A 25,651-nucleotide genomic window follows, 5' to 3' on the forward strand; every position below is an offset into this window, starting at 1 on the left:
TTCACATTTGAAACTTGATAAAGAAAAAAAGAGCACTTAGCCGGTTGAGGCTGACTCTAGAAAGTTAGAATACTTATGTATAAAAAACGGGTCAACAAAAAGATCCAGAGAACCTGAAAAGCCCCCTGGAAGCAATGTGATTATTCGAACGGATACCGAAGTCCCCACTGTGAACGAATCTGATCCATCAATTTCATAATTCCTAATGATTCATCCAAAGAGATCGTAGAACTTTCGAGCAAACCTTCGTTCAAGCAGCGCCCGACTTCTTCTGCTTCAAAAGCATAGCCTGTAGAGGAGCGATCATCCTGAAAGTTTTGTGCCTCTTCACCGTCCACAACTAAAGTAGCCGATGTACTATTCAGGAATGACGGAATGTGGATATAGCCTTTGGTCCCATGGATATATGCCTCATTCGTCAGTCCGAGACGAACTGCTCCGTTAAGCATAGCCGTGCGCCCTTTTCCGTAATCCAGCATGATCGAAAATGTCTCGTCAACGCCCGTTTCCCCGATATGAGCAGTACTCCATACACGTTCTGGTTCAGGGCCAAATACCATCGAAGCAAAAGAAACGGGGTAAATTCCTGCATCTAATAATGCCCCTCCGCCCAGTTCAGGATTCAATAATCTTCCCTCTGGGTTCCAATCTACGCGAAAACCGAATTCCGCCTTCACCAACTTCACTTCACCAATATGTCCCGCATGTATCCACTCCTGCACTTGGCGAATCGAGGGCAAAAAACGCGTCCACATGGCTTCCATTAAAAATAGCTTATGGTCACGCGCGTAGCTGATTAGTTCCTCCAACTCTTTGCTGTTGACTGTGAAGGGTTTCTCACACAAGACGGCTTTGCCCGCTCGAAGAGCCGCTAGAACATTTTCTTTATGGAAAGGATGAGGGGTTCCAATGTAAATCGCATCGACTTCGGAATCCTGCACTAATTCCTCATAGCTACCATATGCCTGTGTCATTTGATGCTTGGCTGCAAATTCGGTAGCGCTTTCAATATTGCGTGATCCAACAGCGTATCCTTCTCCATTCGTAACGTGCTGCAAATCCGCAACAAACTGATCCGAGATCCATCCCGTACCAACAATTCCCCATTTAATCTTTTTGCTCATACTTGTCTCCCTCCCAGTTGTATATTTAACGTAGACTTACACGATCTTCTTCATTCTAGCAAACACCTGCCCTAAACAAAAGAAATTCCTGTTCGGCAACAATTTGTGTTGCGGCTCAGCAGAAAGGCGGCGAGGCGAACACAAAGTCAATTTTAGCAGGAATTCCTTCAGGATCGTCTTGGTTAGGCTATTTATTGAATAGTATATTTGTAAAACTTTTTATCCACTTTCATAACTGGAAAGCCAATTGGCAATTCATCAGGAGCTATACTAACAAATCCATTCTTCTCATAAAATCGATGAGCGGCTACGAATTGCGGTGTAGTCCCAAGGTAGATTCCTTCAACAAACCGTTTCTTGGCCCATTCTATGGCATACTGTAGTAATTGATTCGAAACATTCAAGGCTTTGCCTCTATAGTTTTGTTTTACAAACATCTTTCTGAGCGCCGTCTTATGGTTTCCGATATCTAACAAGGCAACCGTCCCTACTACTTCGCTTTCGCTAAGAGCCACCCAGAAGTTGCCGTTACCATGTTGATAGAAGTTTTCAATATCGAGCAGATCAGGCTGATCTTCCTTGGTTATGGCGATATTATATTCGTTTTGTTGAATATGTAAAATTAAATCGACAACTTGCGCTTGATACTCAGTTGCGTACTCCTTTAAAAGGATGCTATTTATCATCGCTGTATTCTCCCTATTATCGTCAATTGTGATGCCATAAGCTTTTCATCAAAATACAGAGATAACTTTCTACGCATATCTCCTTATTTGTGGCCATTCGTACGTGATATTAAATAACTCAACCTCCGCAGCTAAACTGAGCTTCCATCTATACAGTCGATGATTGGAAATCTTGTCTAGGTGCGAACGTTGAGTTAATTATAAACTTCTCTATACCGGAATTTCTATTTTACGCTTGAAGCTGTTCAAGAATTTGTGGGTCCTTGATCTTCTGATCCTCAGCCAACAACGCGATTTTGGATAAAGTCTCGGCTGTTCTTGGGTCTTCATCCAGGAACGGCAGGAAGATGCGTCCACGATGCTGCGAATGCACCGGAATAATATGCAGCGCTCCCTTCGCTTGCTTGTAGACACCTCCGCTTCCGAGGTGGACCGCATACTCGCCAAGACTCCCGTCTATACGTGCATAATTCCCATCTAAGCGTACATTGCTGATTTTCAGTAGACGAAGCGATTCCTGCACAATGACCCTACGCATCTCAATCGTCGTCAGACTGGCCTCTGGATCAACGCCGCCTACATGAGCAACACTGACGACCAGATCGACGTCCCGCATAACTTCAGAGAACAAAACAGGTGGAACTTCCTCCAAAGGCACGCTCTTATAGGTTGTCCGATCAAAGAATTGCACCGTCTCCAGTGTAGGAGCTTCAGTATCCGCTGGTGAGAACCAGTCGGCCATAGCGTACAGGTTCGCAATCAGATTCTCGGCATAGTAGACCTTCTGTAGTCCGTCCTCATAGCTGACCGTCCATTGACGACCTTTTAGTAAGGATACCGTTTTATTCGGCTGCACCTGGTGTCCCGCATACCGACGGGAAACTGTCGCGTTGGCACGTTCATCAGCATTCAGCAGGTACAGCTCACGGAACACCTGCTTAAATGGCTGGCGTATCTGGCGGTCGAATAGGTCCTTCTGAAATTCACTCCAACGACCACTTTCGTACAAATGAAGTGGGTGTGCGATAATCAGCTTTTCTTCTTCTCCAATAGTGTGCTGTTCACCAGAAGGAGCAGTCAACGCTAACGTTTCCTCGTTAAAATATCCGAGGTGATCGCCTGCCTTGAAAACCAGTGTCCGCACTAGTGGGGCAAGCACAGGATTGCCTAGCAGTCCTCTCAATTCCTTTACCATAAAGGTCGTACCAGACTCCATAGAGCGCTCCAATTCTTTGCGAGCTCTGCGATATTGGTCTACCAGATCAGCTTTAAGCTCTTTCAAGGATGTAACATACTCATCTTTCTTGAAACGAGCCGGAATGGATTTCAGCGTCTTCCCTTTGCGGACAATTTCAATATCTGCCGCTCCTTCATCATCAATGACGAGTTGTACCGTTGTAGTCTCATCCAAGGCATGGGGCTCAAAATAAGACCGGAGGTCATCCAGCTTGCGAGCTTCCATATCCCAGACGAGACGAGTTACGTCATCATAACCTGCGTTACGTGCCAAATTTCCAAGTGCAATTCGTGAAACCAGTGCCTCACTGGCCTTACGCTGTGCCCCGAATTTCTTGCTTTGTTCCAGAAACCTCTGGATAAAATCATAACGTTCACGGACATCTGGTTCAGGCGGCTCTGCAAGTGGAATCAGGCTATAGGTCAACAAATGGTCTTTGTTTCGCTTGTCTTCCACTGATTTTTCCATTTCACTCCGTTTCAGCTTACCTAACGTTGCATCCGCAAACAATTGGGAGCGACGATGATTGGCTCCAGCCGAAATATACTTGGCGCAATCGTACAGCAGATCAAATCGTTCCTCACCCAACGTTTCATAAGCCTCATGAAACCAGTGGATATCGAAGGCACCATCATTAAAATCCTGCGGGGCTATCGGTGAGTAATGAGCTACAATCGTTTCCTTCTCAGCCGAAAAGCCTTCATTGATATGCGCATGGAAGTACCATGCCGCACTACGAAGTCCTTCCCATCCGAGATAACCTGCTACAATCTCAATCCACTGCGGGGCATACATTGCCGCCTCCAGCAGACGTTTATCTGTAATTTTAGTGTGCTTCAGCTTTTCCTTGAGCAATGCAGCATCCTCGCCGTCACTTGGATAACATGCCTTGAGCAAGTGACTGAACGATTCTTTTTTGGTAATACGATCACCGTAGCCATACACATAACCACGCACGAACGTTTCCTTGTCGAGGCCCTCCAAAATACGTATAAAATAATCCATGCCTTCAATCCGGCTCAGACCCATCACCTTTGGCGTAGCCTCGGTAGGCAAATCGCCTCGGACCAATTCAACCTCCAGTAGTCGATCAATAACTGTACGACGTATCTCCAAAAACTCTGGCTTGCTGGAAACCCATGTATTACGAGCATTGGTTAAGGTGCCCATATGTCTTCTGCTGTCACTACTAGCCAACAGTTCCCGATACACTTCATCTACACCGATCAGCCCTTTTTCATAGGCTTTGAAGTAATCCTCCAGATCCAGCGGAGAATAAAAACGATTTTCCATTCCTGGCCATTCTGCGTAGTTCACAAAAGTATGGAAAAAGCGCTTAAAGGACTCACTATCATGAATTCGTCCCTTCTCCAATGCCACCCACGGACTAGACAATAGATGAAACATTCCCATGTCCTCTGCAGGTCTATCTTTGGGCATGCTCTGCATTAGTGAATTTAAGGCAAGGTCGATTACATCAAATGTTTCGGCTCCGGCTGTGTCCATAAAATAAGCATTAATTAATGTGCTTACCTGATCGGGATAGGTCAGCTCTGCCATCCACTTTTGAACCTCGTTAATCCGCTCTAAAGGATACATTTGTTCGGCGAAGTCTTTACGCCATCCTTCCAGCAGCTTTTGCTTGCCTTGTTCTGAATAGCCAAAGTTAAATGAGAAATATCGATAGTAGCGATCCAACGTTCGGTTCATAGGCTCTAACCGATCATAAAAAACAAGCTCAAGCAGTTCACGCGCTTCTATGCCGCTTTCCTGCAAATAACGGTCCCACTCCTCGTAAAGAGGATATAAAGACAGCCTGGAATCCACTTCTTCATCAACCTGAACCATCCGTAGAGGGCGAAGGTTCGTCCCAATAAGCAATGTATCTTTGTAGCCTGAATAATACTCCGCAGTATATTCCACATCCCGATGATGATGAACCAGCTCATCCAGTCCATTCAAGAACTGCTTGAGCTTGTCCAATGGACTAACAAAAACATCGGCCATTCGGAAATCACCCAGATCAACTTTTTCTTCCAACCAAGCTTCCTTGACATTCGGATCGTACAGGCCATAGCCGTTTGTACCTGTATAAGCATCCTCCTGTCCCAGCTTGGACAGCAGTTGCTCTTCTTTGACGGTGGGTTGCTGAATAATATCCACCAATGCTCGTAGGCTTTCATACTGTTCGGCACGATCCGGATCTGCATATATCTTCGTCAATATTTCCAGGCCACCCAATCGTTGCAGTTCCGCCTTGGCGCGAAGCAAGCGTTCCAATGAGCCAGCAAGCGGCTCTTCTGATTGTGAAAGCAGCACCCCAATGACACTTTGTCGCAACGACCCCGTCTTAAGCTTTAATAAGGCTTCCATTTGCTGCATTTCTGGCTCCGACAACGTCAGATTACGAGCCTTGGCCACAGCAAACCCACGGATACTCATACTTTTGTCAGACAAGCTGGAAAAAATAAAATCGCGCTGTACCGCATCCTCTGTGTTCTGCACAAAATGATTCAATATCTCGCCGCGCAGATTAGGGCTAATCTGTTCCTTTAAGGCTATGATTTCTCCAATCCAGGATGAGTCCATATCATAGCCAGCGAGATAGAGCATTTTTTGAATAGGTGCATCAGAGCGGTGATACAGATTTACATAATCCAGCACCTTGGAGGACTCGATAGACTCACCCTTTTTCATATGTACAAACAGGTTATAAAGTCGTTCAAAATCCTTACGCCGCTCCTCTTTACTCTCCAACAAAGGAGTGCGCGCCACTTTAACGATTCGATTCGCGACCGTCCCGCCTTCTACCCATTCATAAAAATAATCGGTTGTATAGTTCGTGAGTATCCAATAGCGAAGCTCTGGGTCAGTTTCATCTAGATATTCTCTGGCAATCTCGAGGCGCATATCCTTGTTTTTAGTATTAGACAGTACATACTGGGCTACAATCTTCTGGTAAGCCGCCCCCTGCTCCATAAGTTGGCGAACCTGTCCATACAAGTCACGTTCCTCATGCACTGCTGTAGCCCACAAACTCATATATAGTTCGTTAGCATTTGAGCTGGTCAGCCATTCCTGGCGCAGTTCACTGCGAGTCAGTGCATCATATGCCTGCTCAATCAATTGGCGAACAACCCGCTGATTGGCGGATTCCAAGCCCATGCCCGTCCATACTGCAAGCGCCCGCACCACCGAACTGTAACGAATGAAACCTTGGTCAATGATCACCTTTAACAGATAAATGAGAGCCTCTGGAGTTCCTTCATCCATTTGCTCCACAATGCTTTGGCGCAATCCCTCCTGAAGCTTGGCCGCTGCCAGCAATTCGCCAATCATATGGTAATTCTCTTCTTGATGGCTCAGCAGCATGCCTTTAATCATATTGCGCGTAAGCAACGCCGCCTGATTATCTCCATAAATAATAGCTTTTAGCGCTTCAAGCACCTGCGAATTGCCATTATCCAGCTCATAGGCAATCCAATCGCCAATCGTTTCCTGAATCCGATAATCCCTGCCTGGTTCATAGTCTTTTTTCGTTAAATAATCCATTAGAGAAAATCCGATACAGTCCATTCGGATCAACTGAACCATTTTTTTATAAACCCGGGAAGTATGAGCTGTAATATCCGAAGTGCGAAACGGTCTGCGCTCATACCCGGTGCTGTATGGATATTCAGTCACATGCTCTGTTAGATGTGCGAACACATCGCCAGTCGCTTGTCCAATTAGAACACGCAGTACCTCTGCCAGTGGCTTGAACAGCGGTTGTCCACTTTCTGCTGCTCGTTCTTTCAGTATTCGCTGACATTCAATAAATGGCTCTTCAACCTCTTGTATGTAATGAAGCTTACCCAGTTCCACAACATACTGAGCCAACTCCTGTTGTTGTCCACCCAGTTGCGCTGCGCGCTCTTTCAGTGTGGCGAAATATTCTTGCTCATTGTTCTCCTGATGCATATTTCGTCTCCCCCTCTACCATAGGCCTCCAGCCAACATTGTGAAGCGTATAAATACAATCTCATCCCCTGCATGAAGTAACAAAGGCGCATCCAGCTCCATTGCTTCCTCATCACATATAAAAACCCTGTATAAACCATCTTCAAAAGCCTGTATCGCCGTATTTACGGCAGCCTCAATATTAGGAACACCATCATTATATATGGAGCCGAATCCTACTTTGCCTGTCTCGCCTTGTGCCTGGATTTCCTTTCCCGTAAGGAACGGAATCAGCTCGACACTCTCCTGCTTTTCCCGTAGCTTTTGAACATTCAGGGCAACGGTTGCAGTAATTAAATCTCGCAATGTTTCTGGGGTGGGGCTTAGATCTATTTCCTGTTGTGCGAGTGCGGGCTTACGCTTCCCCAGACTTTTTACAGTTACAAACAGCTTCATATCGTTTCCCTTCCTTGTTTATTCACACTTTTGACCCGTTGTCAGCTGAACTTCTCGACCCTCATACAAACATCATTAATAAAATAAAAGACGAATGTTTGTTCGCATAATTATTTTAATATGTTCTTTATCATTACTCCATCGCCCTTTATGACCAAAATTCACAGCGTTGTAACACCCCAAATCTTAAAAAATAAGACTTTGTACCCTGTTTTCGATGAAATTCATCCATATTAAGGATAAAAAAAGAGACCTGCACAAAGGAGATCATCTGTTCTTCACAGACTTCACTCCATTATACAGGTCATATATCATCATAAAATAATGTTTGAATACTTATTTATTTAGAATGCTGGAACTACACTATCCTTATAGTTGTCCTCAAAAAATTTGCGTACTTCCGGACCAGTCATCCGCTTTGCCAGCTTTTGAATGGCATCGGAATCTGCATTATCCTTACGTGCTACCAAATTAATGGCAAAGTGCGTATCGTCCTTTTCTGTAATCAGCGCATCTTTCTTCGGTGTCAGACCGAGCGGTTTGGCATATGCGGGATACATGGCAGCCATGTCTACATCATCCAGTGACCGCGCCAACATCAACAAATCCACTTCTTTAAACACAAACTTTTTCTTATTCTCAATAATATCAGCCTGTGTAGCATTATAGCCTACGCCTTCTTTAAGCTTGATCAAACCGTTTTGCTCCATCATGACCAAAGAACGTCCGGTATTAGCCGGGTCATTGGCAATGGCAATCGTCGCACCATCGGGCAGGTCTTTAATGTTCTTGTATTTTTTGGAGTACGCGCCATAAATGGCGTTGTAAATTGGTTTTACCGCTACCAAGTCAGACTTGTTGCTTTCATTATATTGTTGCATAAACGGAGCATGCTGAAAGAAGTTCGCATCCACCTCATGGCTCGCCAATGCATTGTTCGGTTGGATATTGTCTGACAGCACGACGATTTCCAGGTTGACTCCGTCCTTTTTGAGCAGTGGCTTCACGATATCCAGTACATCTGTCATCGGTGGAATTAGCGTAGCTACTTTCAAGGTTACTTCTTTTTGCGAAGCTGCTCCCTTAGTTGTTGTTTCTTGTGCAGCCTGCTTCTGACCGCCGCATCCGGCAACCAGTAGCATAACCACTGCAAGTAGTGTAAGTAATTTCAAGTTCGTTTTCATGTTGTTTTTGAGACGCATTCGATGAGGAACCTCCAAATTAGTTGTGATTGGGAAGATAAAAAATGAGTTACAGTAGGAGACGTAGCCGCTTCGCGAATGATTTGATCTTACGATCGCTGTTGAAATGGGATTCTCTCTGATTTATAAAGTAATTTATAGGTTAGAATCCCATTTCAAAGGCGAACGCTAACGCTTCTCCAGATTCAAATCCTTCTCTCCGCTTTTGAGGTACTGTAAAGTCATTTTTATTTCCCATAGTGGGTGTTGCAAGTGAATTGCCATACAACCTACCATTTACCGCTTGTCGATCCGACGGGAGATGGTGCTTCCGGTGAACTGGATCGTTTGTACGAAAATAATCATAACGACGATGGTGAACGCCATCAAGCCTGTTTCAAACCGCTGGTAACCGTAGCGAATGGCAAAATCGCCTACCCCACCACCGCCCACAATCCCCATCACCGTGGAGTAGGAGATGAAGCTGATGGTGGACGTGGTCAGGCCTAATACCAGCCCGGAACGGGCTTCCACGTATAGAAATTTAAAAATAAGCTGGAGGGTGGATGCTCCCATAGACGTAGCGGCTTCAATCACACCCTTGGGCACCTCAAGCAGTGATTGCTCCACCAGCCTTGAATAATAGGCAATGGCCACCACTGACAAGGGTACCGTAGCAGCCATCGTGCCCAGCGCCGTACCCACCACCAGCCGTGTAAATGGAATCATAAACACGACGAGCAGCAAGAATGGAAACGAGCGGATAACGTTGACCAGACTGTTCAGTATGGTGAAGAGCAATCGGTTTTCATACTTTTGTCCTTTACCGCACAAATATAAAATCGTTCCTGCCGGAAGCCCTAACAGTACAGCTGCTGCGATCGAAATTCCCACCATGATAAACGTCTCTCCGATGGCCTTCCATATCTCTGACTGATACTGCGCAATAATGCTTAACATGTCATTCATCAGCATCACCTGCTTCCGCTGTTGAACCTACTATAGGGTCAGCTACATGTTTCGTTGAAAGCAAATGTCCGTCCCGCATTTCGGATACACGGGTACAAATATTGCGAACCACGTCCATATCGTGCGTGACGATTACAATCGTAACTCCCAGTTCACGGTTAATCTCCCTTAGCACGCCCAGTATATCCGCGGTCGTCTGCGGGTCAAGTGCTGAAGTCGGCTCATCACAAAGCAGCACCGCAGGTCGATTCGCCAGTGCTCTGGCAATCGCCACACGTTGCTTTTGGCCTCCACTTAGCTGTGCCGGATACTGTTCTGCCTTATCCGCCAAACCGACAAATTGCAGGCATTCGCGCACGCGTTCTGCTCGCTCTTTTTTCGCGACCCCTGCCAGCTCCAACGGCATTGCTACATTTCCACTTACCGTCCGATTGTGAACAAGATGATAATGCTGAAAAATCATCCCTATGGATCGGCGCGCCTCACGGAGACGTTTTTCCGGCATGCGAGTCAGATCTTCCCCGTTCACAACCACATTTCCCTCATCCGGCCTTTCCAATACATTCATCAACCGGAGCAACGTAGACTTGCCGGCACCGCTGGCACCTATGATACCGTGAATTTCCCCTTCCTCCACTTGAAGGGACACGGATTGAACCGCATGAAATAGGCCGCTTGAGGTGGTATAATGCTTGTTTACCTGATGCAGCTTAATCATGAAACTTGGCCTCCTGGTGATCCTTTACTGCGGGAAAATGTAAAAGCCCGCCAGCCCAAGCGGGTCTGTCGAGCCGTCAATTCCCATTGCATTAATATACCACAGAGCAGAAATCGGGCAAAGCCTTTTGGCAACAATTAACGTACATCCGATACCCCTATATAAGGAAAGCAGGTCCCAAATCCCCAAGCCAGCAGCAGCATCACCACAAAATAAAAAATAAATATAATATCTACAGTCGAATATCCGATCGCATAATAATACGTGCGCTTGGTTTCGTTGGCAAATCCCTTGGCTTCCATGGCAATAGCAATGCGCTGCGCACGCCGGATACTTTGAGCAAGCAGCGGAATTGCGTACCTGCGGAGCGTAGCATACATATTCCATTTGGACACATGCTGATGCAAACCTCGAATGCGGTGGGCGTGTCTCAATGCCTGAAATTCCTCCACCATCATCGGTACCAACCGCATAGCTGCCAAAAAGCTGTATGCATACTTGGGAGGGAGCTTCCATTGCTGCATCAGTGAATAAAAAAGGTTCACCGGACGAGTCGTTAGACCAAACAGCAACCCTGCTGCGGCCATACTCAGTGCGCGAAAGCCCAGATGCATGCCTCGATAAAAACTTTCCTGTGTAATATGGATTAGACCCCATGTCCACCAGGTCGTTACTCCTTTGCCGAACATCATCATGCCCGTTGAGGTTGAAATAAACACCAATATAAAGGGAGATCCGTACAGCAGCAGTCGCATCCATGGATGTCCTGACCAGACAAGCAGTAGCAGCATAGCACACGCAACATTAAACATAACGTTCGGATCATGGATAACGATAACGACCACAAACAGCATGGAAAACATCACGAGCTTTAAACCAGGATTCACCCGATGCAGCCAAGTTTCATGATGGGGAAAGGACAGGTTCATACTGTAGTCCCCCTTTCTGAATCCGCCATATATCGGTACAATACCGACGGACAATCTCCGGGTCATGCGTAACCATCACGATGGCCGTGCCTGCCGCTCTCAGCTGCTCCAACATATCCAGCATGACAAAGGTATTGCGCGCATCCTGCCCAAAGGTCGGTTCGTCCAGCAGCAGCACTTCCGGCTTCCGGATCATTGCCGTAGCAATACTCAGCCGTCTTTTTTGCCCCAACGAAAGCTGATACGGATGACGCTCATCCAGCCGCTCCAGTCCGAACTGTACGAGCATTCGATTTACTCGTTGCCCACGCTGTTCAGTGGTAAACAAGCCCTTAGGTAACGAATACTCCAGTTCCCTTCGCACGGTGTTCGCTACAAATTGCAACTCAGGATTTTGAAACGCAAACCCAATGCGCTCTGCCAGTTGTTCCGTAGTGCCTACCTCAATTCCGTCCACACAGTACCGTCCCTGTGTACGGAGTAAACGCATCATAGAGAGTAGCAGCGAGCTTTTGCCAGCCCCGTTTTCACCGATCACGCCAATCCAATCACCAGGCTGCACCAGCGCTTGCTCCACATATATGACTGAGCTCACACCCCGAAGTCCGCTAAAATGCTCCAGCTCCAGCAAATTCGTTGTACGTGTTAAGGTGGATGGACAATCCGCAAGCAACACACCCTTCTGCTGAATCATAGATTCATTCCAGCGTGGTGAAGACGATTCATCCCATACTCCCGGATACCACACGCCGTACTCGGACAATGCCTGCCGATGCGTATGAAATACTTCTTCCGCGCTTCCATCCGCAATGATTTCCCCATGAGCTGAAAGCACCACAATCCGATCCACATCATGGACAATTTCATTAATTTTATGCTCTACGATCACCAATGTCTGGTCTGCCGAAATGTTGCGAATGGTATCCCACACCTGTGTTGTGCCCTCCTCGTCCAACAAAGCCGTCGGCTCATCCAGAAAAAGCACTTCCGGCTTCATAGCTAGCACAGATGCAATCGCCAGCCGCTGTTTCATTCCCTGTGACATGCTGGCGATCGGCATATGTATATCATCTGTCGGTAAACCAACCTGCATTAGTAGCTCGCGAATACGGGATGGCATCTGCTCCCTTGGAACCTGATTATTTTCCAACACAAAAGCCAGTTCCTCGTCTGCATACGACATACAAAACTGCGTGTCGGGATCTTGAAATACAATACCAGAGAGACTCGGGATCACGGCAGCATCGCATTTCATAGGCACTTCTATCGTGCGTGGAATCAGACCACTCAGCACCTGAAGCAACGTTGATTTTCCGCAGCCGCTCGGCCCTAGCAGCAGCATCTTTTCCCCTTTGCGGACAGTTAAGGACATATTGTGAAAAAGCAGCTCTTGCTCACCGGGAAATTTCAACCGAAGACGGGTGATCGAAGCCGCCACATCTTCGTTTCCCAGGCTCATCAATCTAGCCCCTTATAATCTTGTTCTGTTGCCGGTCTCAAACTTCGCGTAACGCCGGTTACCTCCAGCGCCTTAGCCAAATAGAAAGCGAATATCCCCGCAATCACAATACTGCCAATCATCCGAAATCCAATATACAAAATATAGTTCCAGGTCGATAGCTGATCAATGTACCCGTAGCTGAAGTCTAAAATCAAAGAAGTGACAGCCGCCCCTGCCGCAGCCAGCGAAGCGACCCCTAAGTTTGCATTCCGATACAGAAAAATTGCAAAGAACAGCTCCGCTCCCAAGCCTTGCAGCAGACCATAGTACAAGGTGGACATGCCCCATTCGCTTCCCAAAAAAGCACTGACGGTTGCCGCCGCTACTTCTGCCAGAATCGCAACTCCAGGCTTACGAATAATAAGATAAGCGAACGTGCCGGCCATAAACCACATGCCGTACATCAGTTGCTCGGCATGCAGACCGAATGGTTTCATTAAATCATAGACAGGTCCCCATATTTTGTAGACCAGCCCAAACACCACGGAGATTACAATCGTGACCAAAATATCAGTCAGCTTCAACCCTTTCGACGTTCTTACATTCGTACTCATTGTTGATACGCTCCCCTTTTTCTTTAAAATAGGCCTTCTGGCCATACAAAAAAGCCTGTCCGGAGCTGAATCTCCAGGCAAGCTTTATGCGCAGTCATAAAATGATCACCATACATTATTAGTTGTCGACATATCTCATATAGCACAGTTCTACTGCACTAAAACCAAGCTAAAGTCAGGTACAAAACAAAATGCCCCTGCCCGTCTGCAACTTTCTACAGATCCGAAGCTCATTAACTTGATAAAGGATATGAAACGAATTCATCGACTAGCCGCCGCAAATAGGCGGTAATCCTGCTTTTTGTATAGTGTTCTAGGTTTCTCTACGCTGGCATTACCCAGATCAGATTTCACGGTCGGCGGCAAGGGCCACCCTCTCAGCCTGACTATCTCAAGCTCCCGACAATGCTTTTTAATTCACTATAATATATACCACATCAATGGCTTTGACAATCCTATAATCCGAAGAAACGTTTGGCTGTTTCCGTCGTCGCAATTTCGATTTCCATCATGCTCCGGCCTGTGCACTCGGCAATTGTTGCGGCAATATGAGCGAGATACATCGGCTCATTACGCCCTTCTTTGGGCTTCACAGGCAGATTGCGCGGGGTCAAAAACGGAGCATCCGTTTCAATCATCAACCGGTCCAGTGGAATATCCCTCACCAACTCACGCAGATGCTTGCCACGCCGCTCATCACAGATCCAGCCTGTAATCCCGATATACAGTCCCATCTCCACATACGTATGCAATTCCTGTGTAGTGCCGGTAAAACAATGCACCACCGCTTTATCGACGAGCCCTTGATGCTCTCGCAACATAGCGACAAAATCCTCATGTGCATCTCGTTCATGCAGAAATAATGGCATATGCAGTTCACCCGCCAGTTGAATCTGCTCTCCAAACCATCGGCGCTGTACATCACGCGGAGAAAAATCACGGTTATAGTCCAACCCGCATTCCCCTATGGATACGACCTGCGGCTGAGCCGCAAGTTGGCGGAGCTGCTGAATTGTATCTGTGCTGCAACTTTTGGCATCATGGGGATGCACGCCAGCTGTAGCATACAGCTGACCAGGATAACGTGCTGCATACTGAGCAGCCTCTCGGCTACTGCGGACACTGGTTCCAGTAATAATTAATGGTGTAATCCCTACAGCCGCTGCCCTCTCTACCACCTGTTCCCGATCTGCATGAAACGAACGGTGCATCAAGTTCACACCAATATCTATCAACGGTGTACCCCTATCCATCTCAATCCCTCCTTCGCAAACTACAATCTCGGATCAATTGGCTCCGACTCCAGAGATAGCGCGGCCAGGACGCATTCATGAATACGATCCACCGTATCCTTGCGGACAAAACGTTCTACGCCCTCCATCCCAAGCGCTCCTTCCATCAGGGCATGACGCTCCTTTTTGTTCGTTCGACGCTGCTTCAGACGCTTTAGATTCTCGGGGGCCAGATAATCCATACCGTAAATGATGTGCAAATACTTCCGGCCTCTCACCTTGATTGCAGGCTGGATCATCTTGTCCCGATTTTTCATCAAAAAGCGTTCCGGCTTGATCACAATACCCTCATGACCATCCTCTGTCATCTCGCTCCACCAGCGAATGACCTCTTCCTCGCTTGCTTCATCCGTGATGACACGATATTCTGTCTCCATAAACAGGGAGGATAGTCCTGCCAGCTCCCGGTTTTGCTCCATATGCCAAATATGAGATTGGTCAAAAAAAGTCCGGCTGCTGTGTGCCAACGTATGGAAAGGTGCAATACGAATTTCATCCAGACCGTCTACATCCCAGCAATATTTTTGAAAAGCCTCTTGAAACGTTACCGCATTCGCATATTTCCGTTCCATTTCCTCCAGCCAGTCTTCAACCTCTCGACCTATAGCCTTCGCCTGCTTCAGCTTGTCGACCAGTTTACTGCGATCCAGCAGAGCTGCTTCACCCACATGCGCATACTGTGCAGCAATCAATTCCCGAGCCTTGAGATTCCACGGTACAATTTCCGCATCCAGCAGCACAAAATCTGTCTGGTTCCGCTCAAAATATTCGGCAGTCTGTAGATCCGCATTCAGCTTCTCCAGCACCTGCTTCCCGAGGTCTGGCCCAAAGAAAGGTCGTCCGCTTCGGCTGTAGATCGTGCCCAATGTCGGGTAACCTACATATTCAACAGCAGCCTGTTCGTTTTTGAATAATAACAAAATCGCCCGGCTACCCATATGCTTTTTCTCCGCTACCATCGTTTGTACACCTTGCCCGCGATAGTAAGCCAGCGCCTCACGCGGATGCTCCAGATAACCTTCCTCTGCGGAAACCATGGGAGCAGGGCTCATCGTCGGTGGAATGTACACCAGTTCCTCCATCGGTACCGTCACATGTGATACGGTATCTATAGCGGATTTGACCGATTCCCCTTGTACGCGTACTTCACCATATGATTCCGTCAGCACACTGTAACCAGCAATGAGCTTGCGTAAATTCGGCGGGGAAAACCGTTTTTTCTGCCACCGGACAAGTGGGCTATCCGGGTCATTCGCATAATTCTCATGAGCGGGAACGCTGACAAATTCCTTTTCCGGATAACGATAAGCGGTCAGCATACCGCCAAATACCACACCCTGATCAATATTCACCGTCTGGTTTACAAGGGTCGGCTGCGGTCTAGGATCATGTCCCCATACTACTATTTCTCCCGATTCATGTTCCACGAACCAATCTTTGCGGATGGGCTTTCCATTCGCATCCTGACCATCCGTATCTCCATAACGACAGTAATCCGAAATACGTGCCGACTGTTTGCCGATAAAATGATCCTTAATCCCGGCATGAGTTACAACCACGTGTCGCAACCCATTTCTGCCGAAAATAAGATGAGAGGGTGCATGCAGCAGAAAATCTCTCAGCTCGCTTCTAAGCTGTTCCGCGGCTGCCTTGCCGGCTTGTTGTTCATATTGGGTCAGCTCCGCTGCGAATCGTTCATCTCCATGATTGAGAGTCACCTTTCTCCCATCAAGATAACGACCGATTTTCCAGCCATGATTACTGTCAATCATGTAGGCGAGTCCGGCGTCCACGTGCTTTTTCCAGAACTGCACCGCTTGTAACGATGCCGGACCACGGCTCATCACATCCCCGACGGATACCAGTCTTCTGCCGTCTGGATGATGGTATAACCCTTCCGGATCTTCTATGTATCCTAGCCGCTCTATCACTTCCAGCATCTCACGGTAGCACCCGTGAATGTCACCAATGATATCAATGCCTGCCCCCATATCATGAAACAGCGGTTGAGCACCACGGGCAAAGTTAACCTTTTCTACATCCTTGAGGACATAGCAAGCGTCAAAACCTTCTTCCCGGATACCGCGCAGGTTCCGCTTTAACAGCTGCGCCTGCTGCTTGACCCGTTGGCGGCCACGCGGATGCGCCCTACCTGAATCACGTTCCAGCAGCACAGATTCGGGTTCATCCAGCACCAAGGCCATCACAGGAACGTGCGCCTTGGCTGCTAGCTGTATATATTTCTGGCGGTCCTCAGCATACAGATGGGTGGCATCCACAACCGTCAGCTTATTCAGACGACAGCGCATAGCCAGAATGGTATCCATCGCCTCAAATGCCTTGGCTGACATCTGCTGATACTCATAGAACAGCACGTCCGATTCCAGCCTAGGAAGGCCACGCCAGTCTATAAATTCTGTATCTCCAACCAGCTGACGAAAATGATCCGAGGATACCACTTCCGTTTTCAATAGAACCCCTTCGCTCACCAACCTGTCCAGTAAAGTGGTTTTGCCACTGTTCGAGGCTCCTACCAACACAACCAGTCCAGCATGGGGTAATTCAATCGTTCGTTCGGATGAGATGCTCATGCTTCCTTCAGCTCCTTTGTGCGCGTAAATACAGCCATTTGAGTCGGTTGTCCAAAACCTTCGACCTCTTCTCCGATCCCTTCCAGCGCTAATGAATAAGGAGCTTCCTCAATCCATTGCTCGCATCGTTCACGAAACTCGTTTCTGCTCCATTCAAAACGGTGATCGCTATGTCGCAGCTCTTGCTGATCCATACGATATACTTCATTATATTCGCGATTGGGAGTCGTCACGATCAGTACACCTGGCTGATATTCTGTCACAATCGTATTCATCACCCGGTTCAGACGATGCTCATCCACGTGCTCAATGACTTCACACAGGATCATCACATCTTTTCCCCACAATTGTTCATCATAATAAAAGAGAGAGCCCGTCATAGGGATAGGGCTAATTGCGTCGGCATGCCTTTCCAGCTTGGCAAAACGTTCTATAGCCCTCACCTGTGCATACGCAGACGGCTCCACTGCCCAAATCTCTTCAATGCCCTTCATTCGGGCCAAGCGAGCGGAAAGCTTCCCTTCCCCTGAACCAAAATCTACGATTTTCTGTCTTCGGGGCAGCTTGCGAATCACATCCATAATGGCTTGATATCGCAGCTCATTCAGCCGTACCGCAGGCTGTTGCTTCTCTGCCTCCAGGGACTGTTCCTGCTGCTGAACCTGTTCGTGGCTATTATTTCGTTCTTGGATCGCCTGTTTTTCAGAAGTTGTTTCAGCAGCCTCCAATTGCTCAAATTGCTCAATCAGATTGGTAAAATGAAGTGTGCGTCGAATGATGAGCTCGCGCAGCGGATGCGCTGACAGCCAGCCTTCACCGTAACGTTTCAGCTTGTCCAACTCTTCTTCACTGATATAGTAGTGCTTATAATTATCTAGCACCGGAATCAACAGCAATAACTGACGCAGCGCATATTGCACCGTCTGTTGGCCACTTAGCGTGACATATCTGACGGTGCTTCGATTTTTTAGCTGAAAAGCATAATCCGCTTTCCCTCGTTCTATGGTCACTTGATAGCCCAGCGGTGCAAATAGTCCCTCCACCACAGCATCGGGCAAATCCGATGCAACAGGTCCAAACGATAACTCCAGCGCAAAACGATGCGCCACCCATGCTGCATAGTTTTCCTTGGGTTTGCCATTCAAAGCCGTGCCGAGCGCGCCACGGATATAGGTGCAGAACAAGCTGCTGGTTACAAACTCCCGGTCATTAATATATTGTGTAATGTCATAGCTATCCGGACTGTTTTTGACCAAATCTATCGAATCTGGCGAAGCCTGAATAACGATCTCCGCCTCTTCCTCGGTAAAAACGGTGTACACCATGCGTACACGTGCGCCTTTCTCCGTGCGATCATACGTATTGTTGGGGTTCTTGGCGAGCAAATGTGAAATCATCCCGGCATTTGTGCCAGTTGCTTTTAGTGTGATGTGCATACTTCTCTTCTCCTTCCCGGCTTACGCTTCCCATACTTCCTTCACCGCAGCGCGAAACATCTCGTCCAATTGCTGGTCACGTCCACTTTCCTGATGATGAAGCAAAGGTGCTTTATATTCAAAATAAGCAATTTGCTGCTCGATAAATTCATTCACCACCGAAAGCTGCGGCTCCACATCCAGCTCCTCACCCGCCTTTTTACGTTGCAGTAAATGACTGATTACCTGAAAAAGTTTGGTATCTGCCGGAATGAATTCCTCCATCAATTCTACGAATTCCATCGGAGGCATGCTGTTGTATCGTTCGATCCAGCCACAGGCCAGCAGCGGGCGCAGCACGTAAAAATACTTTTTGATCTTCACCTGTTCACCTTGCAAATAATCCCGATAGTTCCCCCGCGCCATGTTCAGATAATGGTACATACAGGACTTCGGAGAGAAGGTTAAGGGCGAGATCGCACGGATCTGATCAGCCACTGAATATTGCTCCAGATAGGGAATCGGAGATTGCAGCCATTCCAGCAAAGGCGGATTGGATTTGCGAAACAAATGGAGCGCCTTTTTCAAATCCCAGCCGTTCATATCCAGCAAATTGCTGATTGGCCGCTCAATCACATCCCGCTTATCAAAAATGGACAAATACCATTCTATCGGTCTTACATAGATAAATCGCACATCATAGTCACTGTCCTGTGAAGGAACCCCCCATGCCCGACTGCCTGATTCACAGGCGTATATAATGCGCACCTGCTCCGCCTGCTCCAATGCGCGCAGCTCGCGCAAAATCATTTCTCGCATTTCCGTTTGAATGAAATCCCGCCCATGCTTCACATCTGTCATGTTGTTCCCTCCCTTGTCATTAAAGTATTTCCCGAATCTGTTCTCTAATCGACTCCTCTGTTTCAGCTACCGATAAGCGACGAAGGCGTTCTGTCGCTTTCTCTCCCCACATCTCAGAAGGCCATGCCTTGAGTACATGAAGTGCTGCGTGACGATTAGAAATCACCGGACTCCAAAGCCCTGCTGCAACTAGCTCTTGTCCTATTCCTTCGTAAGAAGACAAAAGCTGAAGCAGCACACCCAGACATTGATGCGCTTCATACTCTGGTCCAAAGCCGGGCGCATCAGCGGGACCAGAAGCAATCTCTCCTAGAGGCAGGTGCTTTTCTGCAAAAGCCACCAGCTTACGAGCCCGCTGTTCATCCTCTATCTTGATGAGTTCAAAGTACAGATTAGACTTGACTGGTTTTTTGCTTAATTGATTAAATAGCACAGGCCATACATCTAGCCCCAACATTCGAGCTGCGCGAATGGCACAGTGGAGATGCGGTGAATCTGCATGCTGCAGCTCTTGCTCTACCCGCTTTACCCACTGCGGATCATCCATCATCTGCTGGCAAATCGACGCATAACGTTTACGCAATTCCGGCGTCCATTCATACTCATAACGTGTCTCCCATGAATCGTCTTCTTCACCCAGAAAGTCTGCAATATCCATGATGATCGTAAAATGCTTCACAGTCGTACACATGGTCTTAGCATGACGAAGGTAGTTGCCTATGACCATAGCGGCATGCTCATAATCATCTATGCTTTCCGCAGGTCCACCTGCTGCCAGCAACGCTGACAGAATATCGCCCGCTCCGTCAAACAACTCCTGATCAATGTGCGGTACAGCGATGGCTGTATGCAGCTCGCCTTTATGAGCGCACTCATAAGCAAGATACTCATACATGATATTGTTGCGGAATCCTTCCCGTAATAACCAATCACGTATTTCCTGCCGCGCCGGCTCCAGCCGTTCCACGACGTGAATCCGCCCCCAACCGTGTACCTGTGAGGCTAATTTATATAACTGCTCATTGGCCTCCTCCGAAATATTACGGATAGCTACAGCCGCATATAGCGTGAATTCATCATGTTTTGCTAGCGTTAAAATAAGCTCGTGGTGCTGCTCTGTCTCCAGCAATCCCAGCAATGCAATACCGAACTTCACCACATTGCGATGTGCTCCGTGTTCAGCCAGCCAACGTGCCTCCTCATACAATCGATCCGGCTGAATTGCTGGATGCTCACGTACCGCATCTAGCAGCGGATCTATCAGGCTGAGCGCATTTTCCTCCATCAAGCGTATATACGTCTCACGTCTTGTCTTCATCCCTGGCTTGCGGCATTGTCTGGACAACAACTGCGCCAGATCCTTAATTTTGTCAGTCTCTCCATCTCCGCCAGCGCCATGATGCCCAAACGCTCCATCCAACCCTCCTGCCACCCAACGCATCGTGTGACCTGCCCAGTATTCTTCATCATCCGGCAATTGATCATCGGTAAGCCTACCCTGAGAGTCTAATCCCTGCTTAATCGTTTCATAAATCGAAAGCTTACCTACCCATGGATATAACACTTCATTTTTGAATCGTCCAAACATGTTGCATCACCCTTCTGTTATGTATTGCTCTTTACTTATCGTGCTACCTCATATCCTTATAATCCTTTATTTTGGAAGTCATGAACATGGCGAAAGTATTACAAAGATGAATAAATTACCTTTTTCCTGCCTTCCTTCCCTGTTAGAATAAAGGGATACTTATTTTCGGAGAACGGCTACAGAAACGGGGAATGCATCATGGCGAGAGAGAGTTTTGATAAAGAAATTCAATTCCTGCGTATGCTCACACTAACAAGCGGCGCTTATAATCGGCAGCAATTTGCAGACAGACTTGGCATTTCGGTACATACCTTTGATAAAACGATCCGGCGCCTCAAAGAAATCGTCCAATCCGTACAACAGCAGCTGCCTGCGGAACAGGGACATGATTTTAATGAGATGCTGCGCTTTAATTATTACGAATCCGCTGATCCATTGCTGTTATTCCTGTTTCGGGCCAAATCGCTCAAGGAATCGGAAAGTGTCCGCTTGTCCCTTCTGCTGACAGCGCTACAGTCACAGTCTATGACTACCATGGAACTGTTGGATGCTTGCTGCAATGACCTGCCTTCCGACAGTTCACTGCCAGATGAAAAAACAATTCGTTCTGATCTGAAATATCTGGTCGAAGTTGGCGTGGTTCGTAAGGAGCCTGGCGGCAGGCCCTATCGCTATGCTGTCCGCAACGATCTGGTGACAGAACTGACGGACGAGGAATTACTGGACTTATATGATTTTGTGGACATTATGGCCAACACCCAGCTCCCCTCTGTGCAGGGATATCTGTTACGAGATCATCTTAAAAAAGCTATGCGCCGTCAGCTCGGGGATCGGGAGATGGCAGAGCCTTTTTTATATAAATACCATTATTATTCGCGCATTCTGGACGAAGCCCATATTCATCCACTGCTGCATGCCATTCGGCAACGCTGCTGTGTAACTTTTTTATATTTTTCGACATCCAAACGAAGCATGTACGGGTCACAGAACACAAACCCACTATTTGAAAAAGAGACTGAAGGCCGTGAACATACCATTCTGCCCCTGCAAGTCATCTATGATCATCAATATGGACGTTGGTACGTGCTCGGTCATGTGGGCGGCAAAGGAATCATGAAGTTTCGTATGGAGGGCATGACTCAATTGGTGGAGGGCAAGCCTGTCCCAGAGCAGCTTTATGCCGACCTGTTAGCCGTGTTGGAAGAAAAAATGCGGTATAGCTGGCTTGTTGATACGGGTCGTCCCGTGAAGGTGCGGGTACGTTTTTTTAATCCTGAGGGTGCAAAGCGCAACTTTATTCGGGAACGGGTGCTGTCACAGGGACAATGGGGCACGATTACGGAGGAAGAAAGTGAATCCTTTATCTATGAAATCACAGTGAATGGAATCACTGAGATTAAACCGTGGATTCGCAGCTTCGGATCAAGCTGTGAGGTATTGGAGCCCCAGCGGCTGCGTAAGGAATTCAGACAGGAATGGAAGGAGCTGCAAGCCTATTATGAGCCTGTTCGAGAAAATATTTAACTATCAGATCGTCTCACGGCTGGATGAATCGGGCGCTTTTGCTACCACATCACAGGAAAGAATTTGGCTTAAGTCTATGCTTGCAGACTCGGCAGCAACAGAGGCTTTTACCCCGTCTACACTTGATAAGCTTCGGCAATTACTTACAGACGACGAACCTTTGGAGGCCGATGGCAGCCTACGCGAAAAGGCAGGGGTTCCTACTGCGTCGGTGTATCATCCGCTCCTGCGTGAATTGCGTTCCATTCTGCGAACCCGTTCTGTCATCTGTATGACCTATAAACTGCGCAACGGTCGCCTGCATGAGCGAATGTGCGGATTCCCCTATAAGCTGGAGTTTTCCATGGTCAAAAAAGAATGGAGTCTTCTCTGGTATAATCGCCGACACCGCGCATTCATGTCCACTAAACTATCCAATATCGTAACCGTTACGAAGGATGAGATTCTACCTGAAGAAGCCGAGAAGTTTACCCAACGTATACTCGGTATACTGGAGTCGCGCAAAGAACAGGGCATCATCGAAATTATTCCTGTTTACAACGGTGAAATGTCTCGTATTTTATATGCTTTTTCCTGTTTTGAAAAGGAGGTCGAATATGATCAGGAAGCAGATACCTATCGTATTACGCTCACTTTCCAGGCAGACGAATGTGAATATGTGTTATCCAAAATCCGCTTCCTTGGCAAACGTGTCAAGGTCGTTCAAGGCTCTCGCTTAATTTCGCGAATGAAGGAAACAACAGCCAAGGCCCTCGCCCGGTATGAAGAGGAATAACTGCTGAAGAAATATAAGATGTATCCACATAAAGGCCCTGCCTCCGTCTGCTAATGAGACGAAAGGAGGGCCTATTAAACTACAGTTCGTATAGACGAGGTATACACTTACATCCGCATGCGTCTGCTGTAACTAGCCGGTCCGTGGTACCAGTTATGGCAAGGATTGTCCGCGCGCACTGACATACAATTGGTACCATTCCTCACGGGTCATCAGCTCACTTTGGCGTTCTGCATCCTGACATGCTTGGATTCGTTCAGGATTGGCGCTGCCAATGACAGGCTGAATCCGTGCCGGATGCTTCATCAGCCAGCCCAGAACGATCGCTTCGCGTGTCGTCCCCTTTTCAGAAGCCAGCTTCCGCACCAGTTCTGCCGTCTTACGAACATGCTCAGGCTTCCCGTCCAGCGAACCTCCGCTAAAACGCCCCTGCGCCAGCGGTCCCCAAGCCTGGAGCTGAATATCCTCGGTTTGGCAATATTCCAGCAATCCTTCGCCAAAATGTACATTCGTCCCCGCCTGCTGGTTCACATGTACGGTCTGATCTACAAAATGCAGATGTGCCAAGCTCATCTCCAGCTGATTAACAATCAGCGGCTCCGTGAGGCTCCGCTCCAGAAAACGAATTTGGCTTACATTCATATTGGAAACGCCAAAATGCCGTACTTTGCCGGCTGCCTTAAGCTCGCCGAACGCCTTTGCCACTTCTTCCGGCTCTACCAGCGGATCGGGACGGTGCAGCAGCAGGATGTCCAAATATTCTGTACCCAGACGCTTCAGAATTCCATCCACGGACTCCATGATATGAGCGTATGAGAAATCAAAACGGCCAGGGAGCGTACCATCCGGCAGAAAAATGCCGCATTTGGACTGAATGACGATTTGTTCACGCAAACCGGGCTGTCCCTTTAAAATCCGGCCGAAAATTTCCTCCGCTTTCCCCATACGATAGATATCCGCATGATCAAACATCGTAATCCCGATGGATTGTGCAGCTGCTACAGCTCTCTCCGCTTCAAGGACATGCTCCTGCGTAAACGGTGCATGGCTCCATTCTCCACCAAAAGGCATACAACCGAGCACCAGCCGACTATCGGAGATTCCGCGTTTCTGTAAAGGCATAATCTTCATGCTGCTCCTCCTTCAACCCTCAACGTTTTCCTTGATTCATCAACATTTTAATAGTTCGTGAAATCGCTATCACACACCTATTTTACCACTTACTTACGTTCGTGTATCCTTTTGACCCCATTCTGCGTCTTTTTATCCGAATATCCCCATACTCAGATAACGTTCTCCGGTATCCGGGGCAATGCACAGTACCCGTTTGCCTGCTCCCAAACGCCGGGCTTCCTGAATGGCCGTCCATATTGTAGCCCCGCTGGAGGGCCCGACGAGAATCCCCTCCTGAGCAGCAACCGCCCGTGTCATCGCAATCGCATCCTCATCGGAAACCTGTATGATTTCATCATAAACCTCCGTATTCAGCACGGTGGGTACAAAGCCCGGACTCGTTCCCACCAGCTTATGCGGACCGGGTTTGCCCCCGGACAGTACGGGCGAGCCCTTAGGCTCGACCACAACAATCCGCAAATCCGGCAAGTGCTGGCGCAGCACTTCACCTGTCCCCGTGATGGTCCCGCCCGTTCCTGAAGAAGCGACGAATACATCCAGCTTCCCTTCCGTCTGCTCCAAAATTTCAAGCGCCGTGGTTGTACGGTGGATATCGGGATTTGCCTCATTTTCAAATTGATGCGGGATAAAGCTCCCTTCAATTTCTGCCCCCAGTTCGAGAGCTTTACGAATCGCTCCTGGCATCCGTTCTTCGGCTGGTGTCAGTACGACCTCAGCTCCATAGGCTTTTAAAATATTGATCCGTTCCTTCGTCATATTCGAAGGCATGACCAAAATCGCACGGTAACCTCGGGCTGCCGCATTCATCGCAAGCCCAATCCCTGTGTTGCCACTGGTTGGCTCAATAATGGTGCCTCCCGGCTTGAGATGTCCCGCCTTTTCCGCCTCGGCAATCAGATTGCCCGCCGCCCGATCCTTAACACTTCCGCTTGGATTAAAATACTCCAACTTCACATAGACTTCCGCATCCTGCGGTCCTGTGAGCCGTTGCAACCGCACACAAGGCGTATCTCCGATTAAATCCGTAATACTATGTACCACTTTAAGTGTCATCGTTATATCCTCCCTAGTTCATTCCTTACAACATCATTTCCTGTCTTCATATCATACTACCAAAATAACAGAATGGGCTCCTCTCATTCTGCCTCTATTGTAAATTATACAAACCTTATCAACT

At 47.8% G+C, this 25,651-nt stretch carries 19 protein-coding genes; 2 read left to right on the forward strand and 17 right to left on the reverse strand.

What is annotated here, in order from left to right; translation table 11 throughout:
• Window positions 1–140 precede the first annotated feature (140 nt).
• From ACQQ6X_RS12185 to ACQQ6X_RS12255, 15 genes are all read right to left on the reverse strand, one after another.
• Window positions 141–1,124, reverse strand: a complete 984-nt coding sequence (locus ACQQ6X_RS12185; protein ID WP_305165530.1) for a Gfo/Idh/MocA family protein — start codon at window positions 1,122–1,124, stop codon at window positions 141–143.
• Window positions 1,125–1,315: 191 nt separating this feature from the next.
• Complete coding sequence (locus ACQQ6X_RS12190) at window positions 1,316–1,810, reverse strand: GNAT family N-acetyltransferase (protein ID WP_305165531.1); 495 nt, start codon at window positions 1,808–1,810, stop codon at window positions 1,316–1,318.
• Between the two features lie 229 nt (window positions 1,811–2,039).
• Window positions 2,040–7,007, reverse strand: coding sequence for a DUF4132 domain-containing protein (locus ACQQ6X_RS12195; RefSeq protein WP_305165532.1), 4,968 nt, complete (start codon window positions 7,005–7,007; stop codon window positions 2,040–2,042).
• 15 nt (window positions 7,008–7,022) lie between these two features.
• Entirely contained in the window at window positions 7,023–7,442 is a 420-nt protein-coding gene (locus ACQQ6X_RS12200; RefSeq protein ID WP_305165533.1) for a hypothetical protein, read from the reverse strand.
• 344 nt (window positions 7,443–7,786) lie between these two features.
• Window positions 7,787–8,644, reverse strand: coding sequence for a MetQ/NlpA family ABC transporter substrate-binding protein (locus ACQQ6X_RS12205; RefSeq protein ID WP_305165534.1), 858 nt, complete (start codon window positions 8,642–8,644; stop codon window positions 7,787–7,789).
• A 276-nt stretch (window positions 8,645–8,920) separates the two neighbouring features.
• A complete protein-coding gene (locus ACQQ6X_RS12210; RefSeq protein ID WP_019686250.1) occupies window positions 8,921–9,592 on the reverse strand; it encodes a methionine ABC transporter permease in 672 nt (223 codons plus the stop codon).
• Window positions 9,585–10,310: a methionine ABC transporter ATP-binding protein gene (locus tag ACQQ6X_RS12215; RefSeq protein WP_305165535.1), complete on the reverse strand. Its 726-nt coding sequence runs from the start codon at window positions 10,308–10,310 to the stop codon at window positions 9,585–9,587. The genes ACQQ6X_RS12210 and ACQQ6X_RS12215 overlap by 8 nt, the downstream gene beginning before the upstream one ends.
• A gap of 137 nt (window positions 10,311–10,447) precedes the next feature.
• Window positions 10,448–11,239: an energy-coupling factor transporter transmembrane component T family protein gene (locus tag ACQQ6X_RS12220; RefSeq protein ID WP_305165536.1), complete on the reverse strand. Its 792-nt coding sequence runs from the start codon at window positions 11,237–11,239 to the stop codon at window positions 10,448–10,450.
• Window positions 11,214–12,698, reverse strand: coding sequence for an ABC transporter ATP-binding protein (locus ACQQ6X_RS12225; protein ID WP_305165537.1), 1,485 nt, complete (start codon window positions 12,696–12,698; stop codon window positions 11,214–11,216). The genes ACQQ6X_RS12220 and ACQQ6X_RS12225 overlap by 26 nt, the downstream gene beginning before the upstream one ends.
• Complete coding sequence (locus ACQQ6X_RS12230; RefSeq protein WP_305165538.1) at window positions 12,698–13,294, reverse strand: ECF transporter S component; 597 nt, start codon at window positions 13,292–13,294, stop codon at window positions 12,698–12,700. Before ACQQ6X_RS12230 ends, ACQQ6X_RS12225 begins: the two co-directional genes overlap by 1 nt.
• Before the next feature lie 455 nt (window positions 13,295–13,749).
• A complete protein-coding gene (locus ACQQ6X_RS12235) occupies window positions 13,750–14,547 on the reverse strand; it encodes a TatD family hydrolase (RefSeq protein ID WP_305165539.1) in 798 nt (265 codons plus the stop codon).
• A 20-nt stretch (window positions 14,548–14,567) separates the two neighbouring features.
• Window positions 14,568–17,177, reverse strand: a complete 2,610-nt coding sequence (locus tag ACQQ6X_RS12240; protein ID WP_305165540.1) for a polynucleotide kinase-phosphatase — start codon at window positions 17,175–17,177, stop codon at window positions 14,568–14,570.
• Window positions 17,174–18,613 (reverse strand): 3' terminal RNA ribose 2'-O-methyltransferase Hen1, encoded by a 1,440-nt coding sequence (locus tag ACQQ6X_RS12245; RefSeq protein ID WP_305165541.1) that lies wholly within the window; start codon window positions 18,611–18,613, stop codon window positions 17,174–17,176. Before ACQQ6X_RS12245 ends, ACQQ6X_RS12240 begins: the two co-directional genes overlap by 4 nt.
• A 21-nt stretch (window positions 18,614–18,634) precedes the next feature.
• Complete coding sequence (locus tag ACQQ6X_RS12250; RefSeq protein WP_305165542.1) at window positions 18,635–19,453, reverse strand: nucleotidyltransferase domain-containing protein; 819 nt, start codon at window positions 19,451–19,453, stop codon at window positions 18,635–18,637.
• 19 nt (window positions 19,454–19,472) lie between these two features.
• A complete protein-coding gene (locus tag ACQQ6X_RS12255; RefSeq protein ID WP_305165543.1) occupies window positions 19,473–21,041 on the reverse strand; it encodes a limonene hydroxylase in 1,569 nt (522 codons plus the stop codon).
• A gap of 198 nt (window positions 21,042–21,239) precedes the next feature.
• Between ACQQ6X_RS12255 and ACQQ6X_RS12260 the strand changes: the two genes are divergently transcribed.
• Both ACQQ6X_RS12260 and ACQQ6X_RS12265 read left to right on the forward strand, forming a co-directional pair.
• Entirely contained in the window at window positions 21,240–22,565 is a 1,326-nt protein-coding gene (locus ACQQ6X_RS12260; protein WP_305165544.1) for a helix-turn-helix transcriptional regulator, read from the forward strand.
• On the forward strand, window positions 22,540–23,340 hold the full coding sequence (locus tag ACQQ6X_RS12265) for a WYL domain-containing protein (RefSeq protein ID WP_305165545.1): 801 nt from the start codon (window positions 22,540–22,542) through the stop codon (window positions 23,338–23,340). The genes ACQQ6X_RS12260 and ACQQ6X_RS12265 overlap by 26 nt, the downstream gene beginning before the upstream one ends.
• Window positions 23,341–23,493: 153 nt before the next feature.
• On the opposite strand, the gene ACQQ6X_RS12270 is transcribed toward ACQQ6X_RS12265, so the two are convergent.
• On the reverse strand, window positions 23,494–24,471 hold the full coding sequence (locus ACQQ6X_RS12270) for an aldo/keto reductase (RefSeq protein ID WP_305165546.1): 978 nt from the start codon (window positions 24,469–24,471) through the stop codon (window positions 23,494–23,496).
• 132 nt (window positions 24,472–24,603) lie between these two features.
• Complete coding sequence (gene cysK / locus ACQQ6X_RS12275; RefSeq protein WP_305165547.1) at window positions 24,604–25,527, reverse strand: cysteine synthase A; 924 nt, start codon at window positions 25,525–25,527, stop codon at window positions 24,604–24,606.
• Window positions 25,528–25,651 lie beyond the last annotated feature (124 nt).

The organism is Paenibacillus ottowii (genome assembly GCF_050516475.1).
GTDB lineage: Bacteria > Bacillota > Bacilli > Paenibacillales > Paenibacillaceae > Paenibacillus > Paenibacillus ottowii.

Coding starts and splice junctions, on each gene's coding strand:
- ACQQ6X_RS12185 (WP_305165530.1), bottom strand. CDS start 1,124: ATGAGCAAAAAGATTAAATGGGGAATTGTTGGTACGGGATGGATCTCG.
- ACQQ6X_RS12190 (WP_305165531.1), bottom strand. CDS start 1,810: ATGATAAATAGCATCCTTTTAAAGGAGTACGCAACTGAGTATCAAGCG.
- ACQQ6X_RS12195 (WP_305165532.1), bottom strand. CDS start 7,007: ATGCATCAGGAGAACAATGAGCAAGAATATTTCGCCACACTGAAAGAG.
- ACQQ6X_RS12200 (WP_305165533.1), bottom strand. CDS start 7,442: ATGAAGCTGTTTGTAACTGTAAAAAGTCTGGGGAAGCGTAAGCCCGCA.
- ACQQ6X_RS12205 (WP_305165534.1), bottom strand. CDS start 8,644: ATGCGTCTCAAAAACAACATGAAAACGAACTTGAAATTACTTACACTA.
- ACQQ6X_RS12210 (WP_019686250.1), bottom strand. CDS start 9,592: ATGAATGACATGTTAAGCATTATTGCGCAGTATCAGTCAGAGATATGG.
- ACQQ6X_RS12215 (WP_305165535.1), bottom strand. CDS start 10,310: ATGATTAAGCTGCATCAGGTAAACAAGCATTATACCACCTCAAGCGGC.
- ACQQ6X_RS12220 (WP_305165536.1), bottom strand. CDS start 11,239: ATGAACCTGTCCTTTCCCCATCATGAAACTTGGCTGCATCGGGTGAAT.
- ACQQ6X_RS12225 (WP_305165537.1), bottom strand. CDS start 12,698: ATGAGCCTGGGAAACGAAGATGTGGCGGCTTCGATCACCCGTCTTCGG.
- ACQQ6X_RS12230 (WP_305165538.1), bottom strand. CDS start 13,294: ATGAGTACGAATGTAAGAACGTCGAAAGGGTTGAAGCTGACTGATATT.
- ACQQ6X_RS12235 (WP_305165539.1), bottom strand. CDS start 14,547: ATGGATAGGGGTACACCGTTGATAGATATTGGTGTGAACTTGATGCAC.
- ACQQ6X_RS12240 (WP_305165540.1), bottom strand. CDS start 17,177: ATGAGCATCTCATCCGAACGAACGATTGAATTACCCCATGCTGGACTG.
- ACQQ6X_RS12245 (WP_305165541.1), bottom strand. CDS start 18,613: ATGCACATCACACTAAAAGCAACTGGCACAAATGCCGGGATGATTTCA.
- ACQQ6X_RS12250 (WP_305165542.1), bottom strand. CDS start 19,453: ATGACAGATGTGAAGCATGGGCGGGATTTCATTCAAACGGAAATGCGA.
- ACQQ6X_RS12255 (WP_305165543.1), bottom strand. CDS start 21,041: ATGTTTGGACGATTCAAAAATGAAGTGTTATATCCATGGGTAGGTAAG.
- ACQQ6X_RS12260 (WP_305165544.1), top strand. CDS start 21,240: ATGGCGAGAGAGAGTTTTGATAAAGAAATTCAATTCCTGCGTATGCTC.
- ACQQ6X_RS12265 (WP_305165545.1), top strand. CDS start 22,540: ATGAGCCTGTTCGAGAAAATATTTAACTATCAGATCGTCTCACGGCTG.
- ACQQ6X_RS12270 (WP_305165546.1), bottom strand. CDS start 24,471: ATGAAGATTATGCCTTTACAGAAACGCGGAATCTCCGATAGTCGGCTG.
- cysK (WP_305165547.1), bottom strand. CDS start 25,527: ATGACACTTAAAGTGGTACATAGTATTACGGATTTAATCGGAGATACG.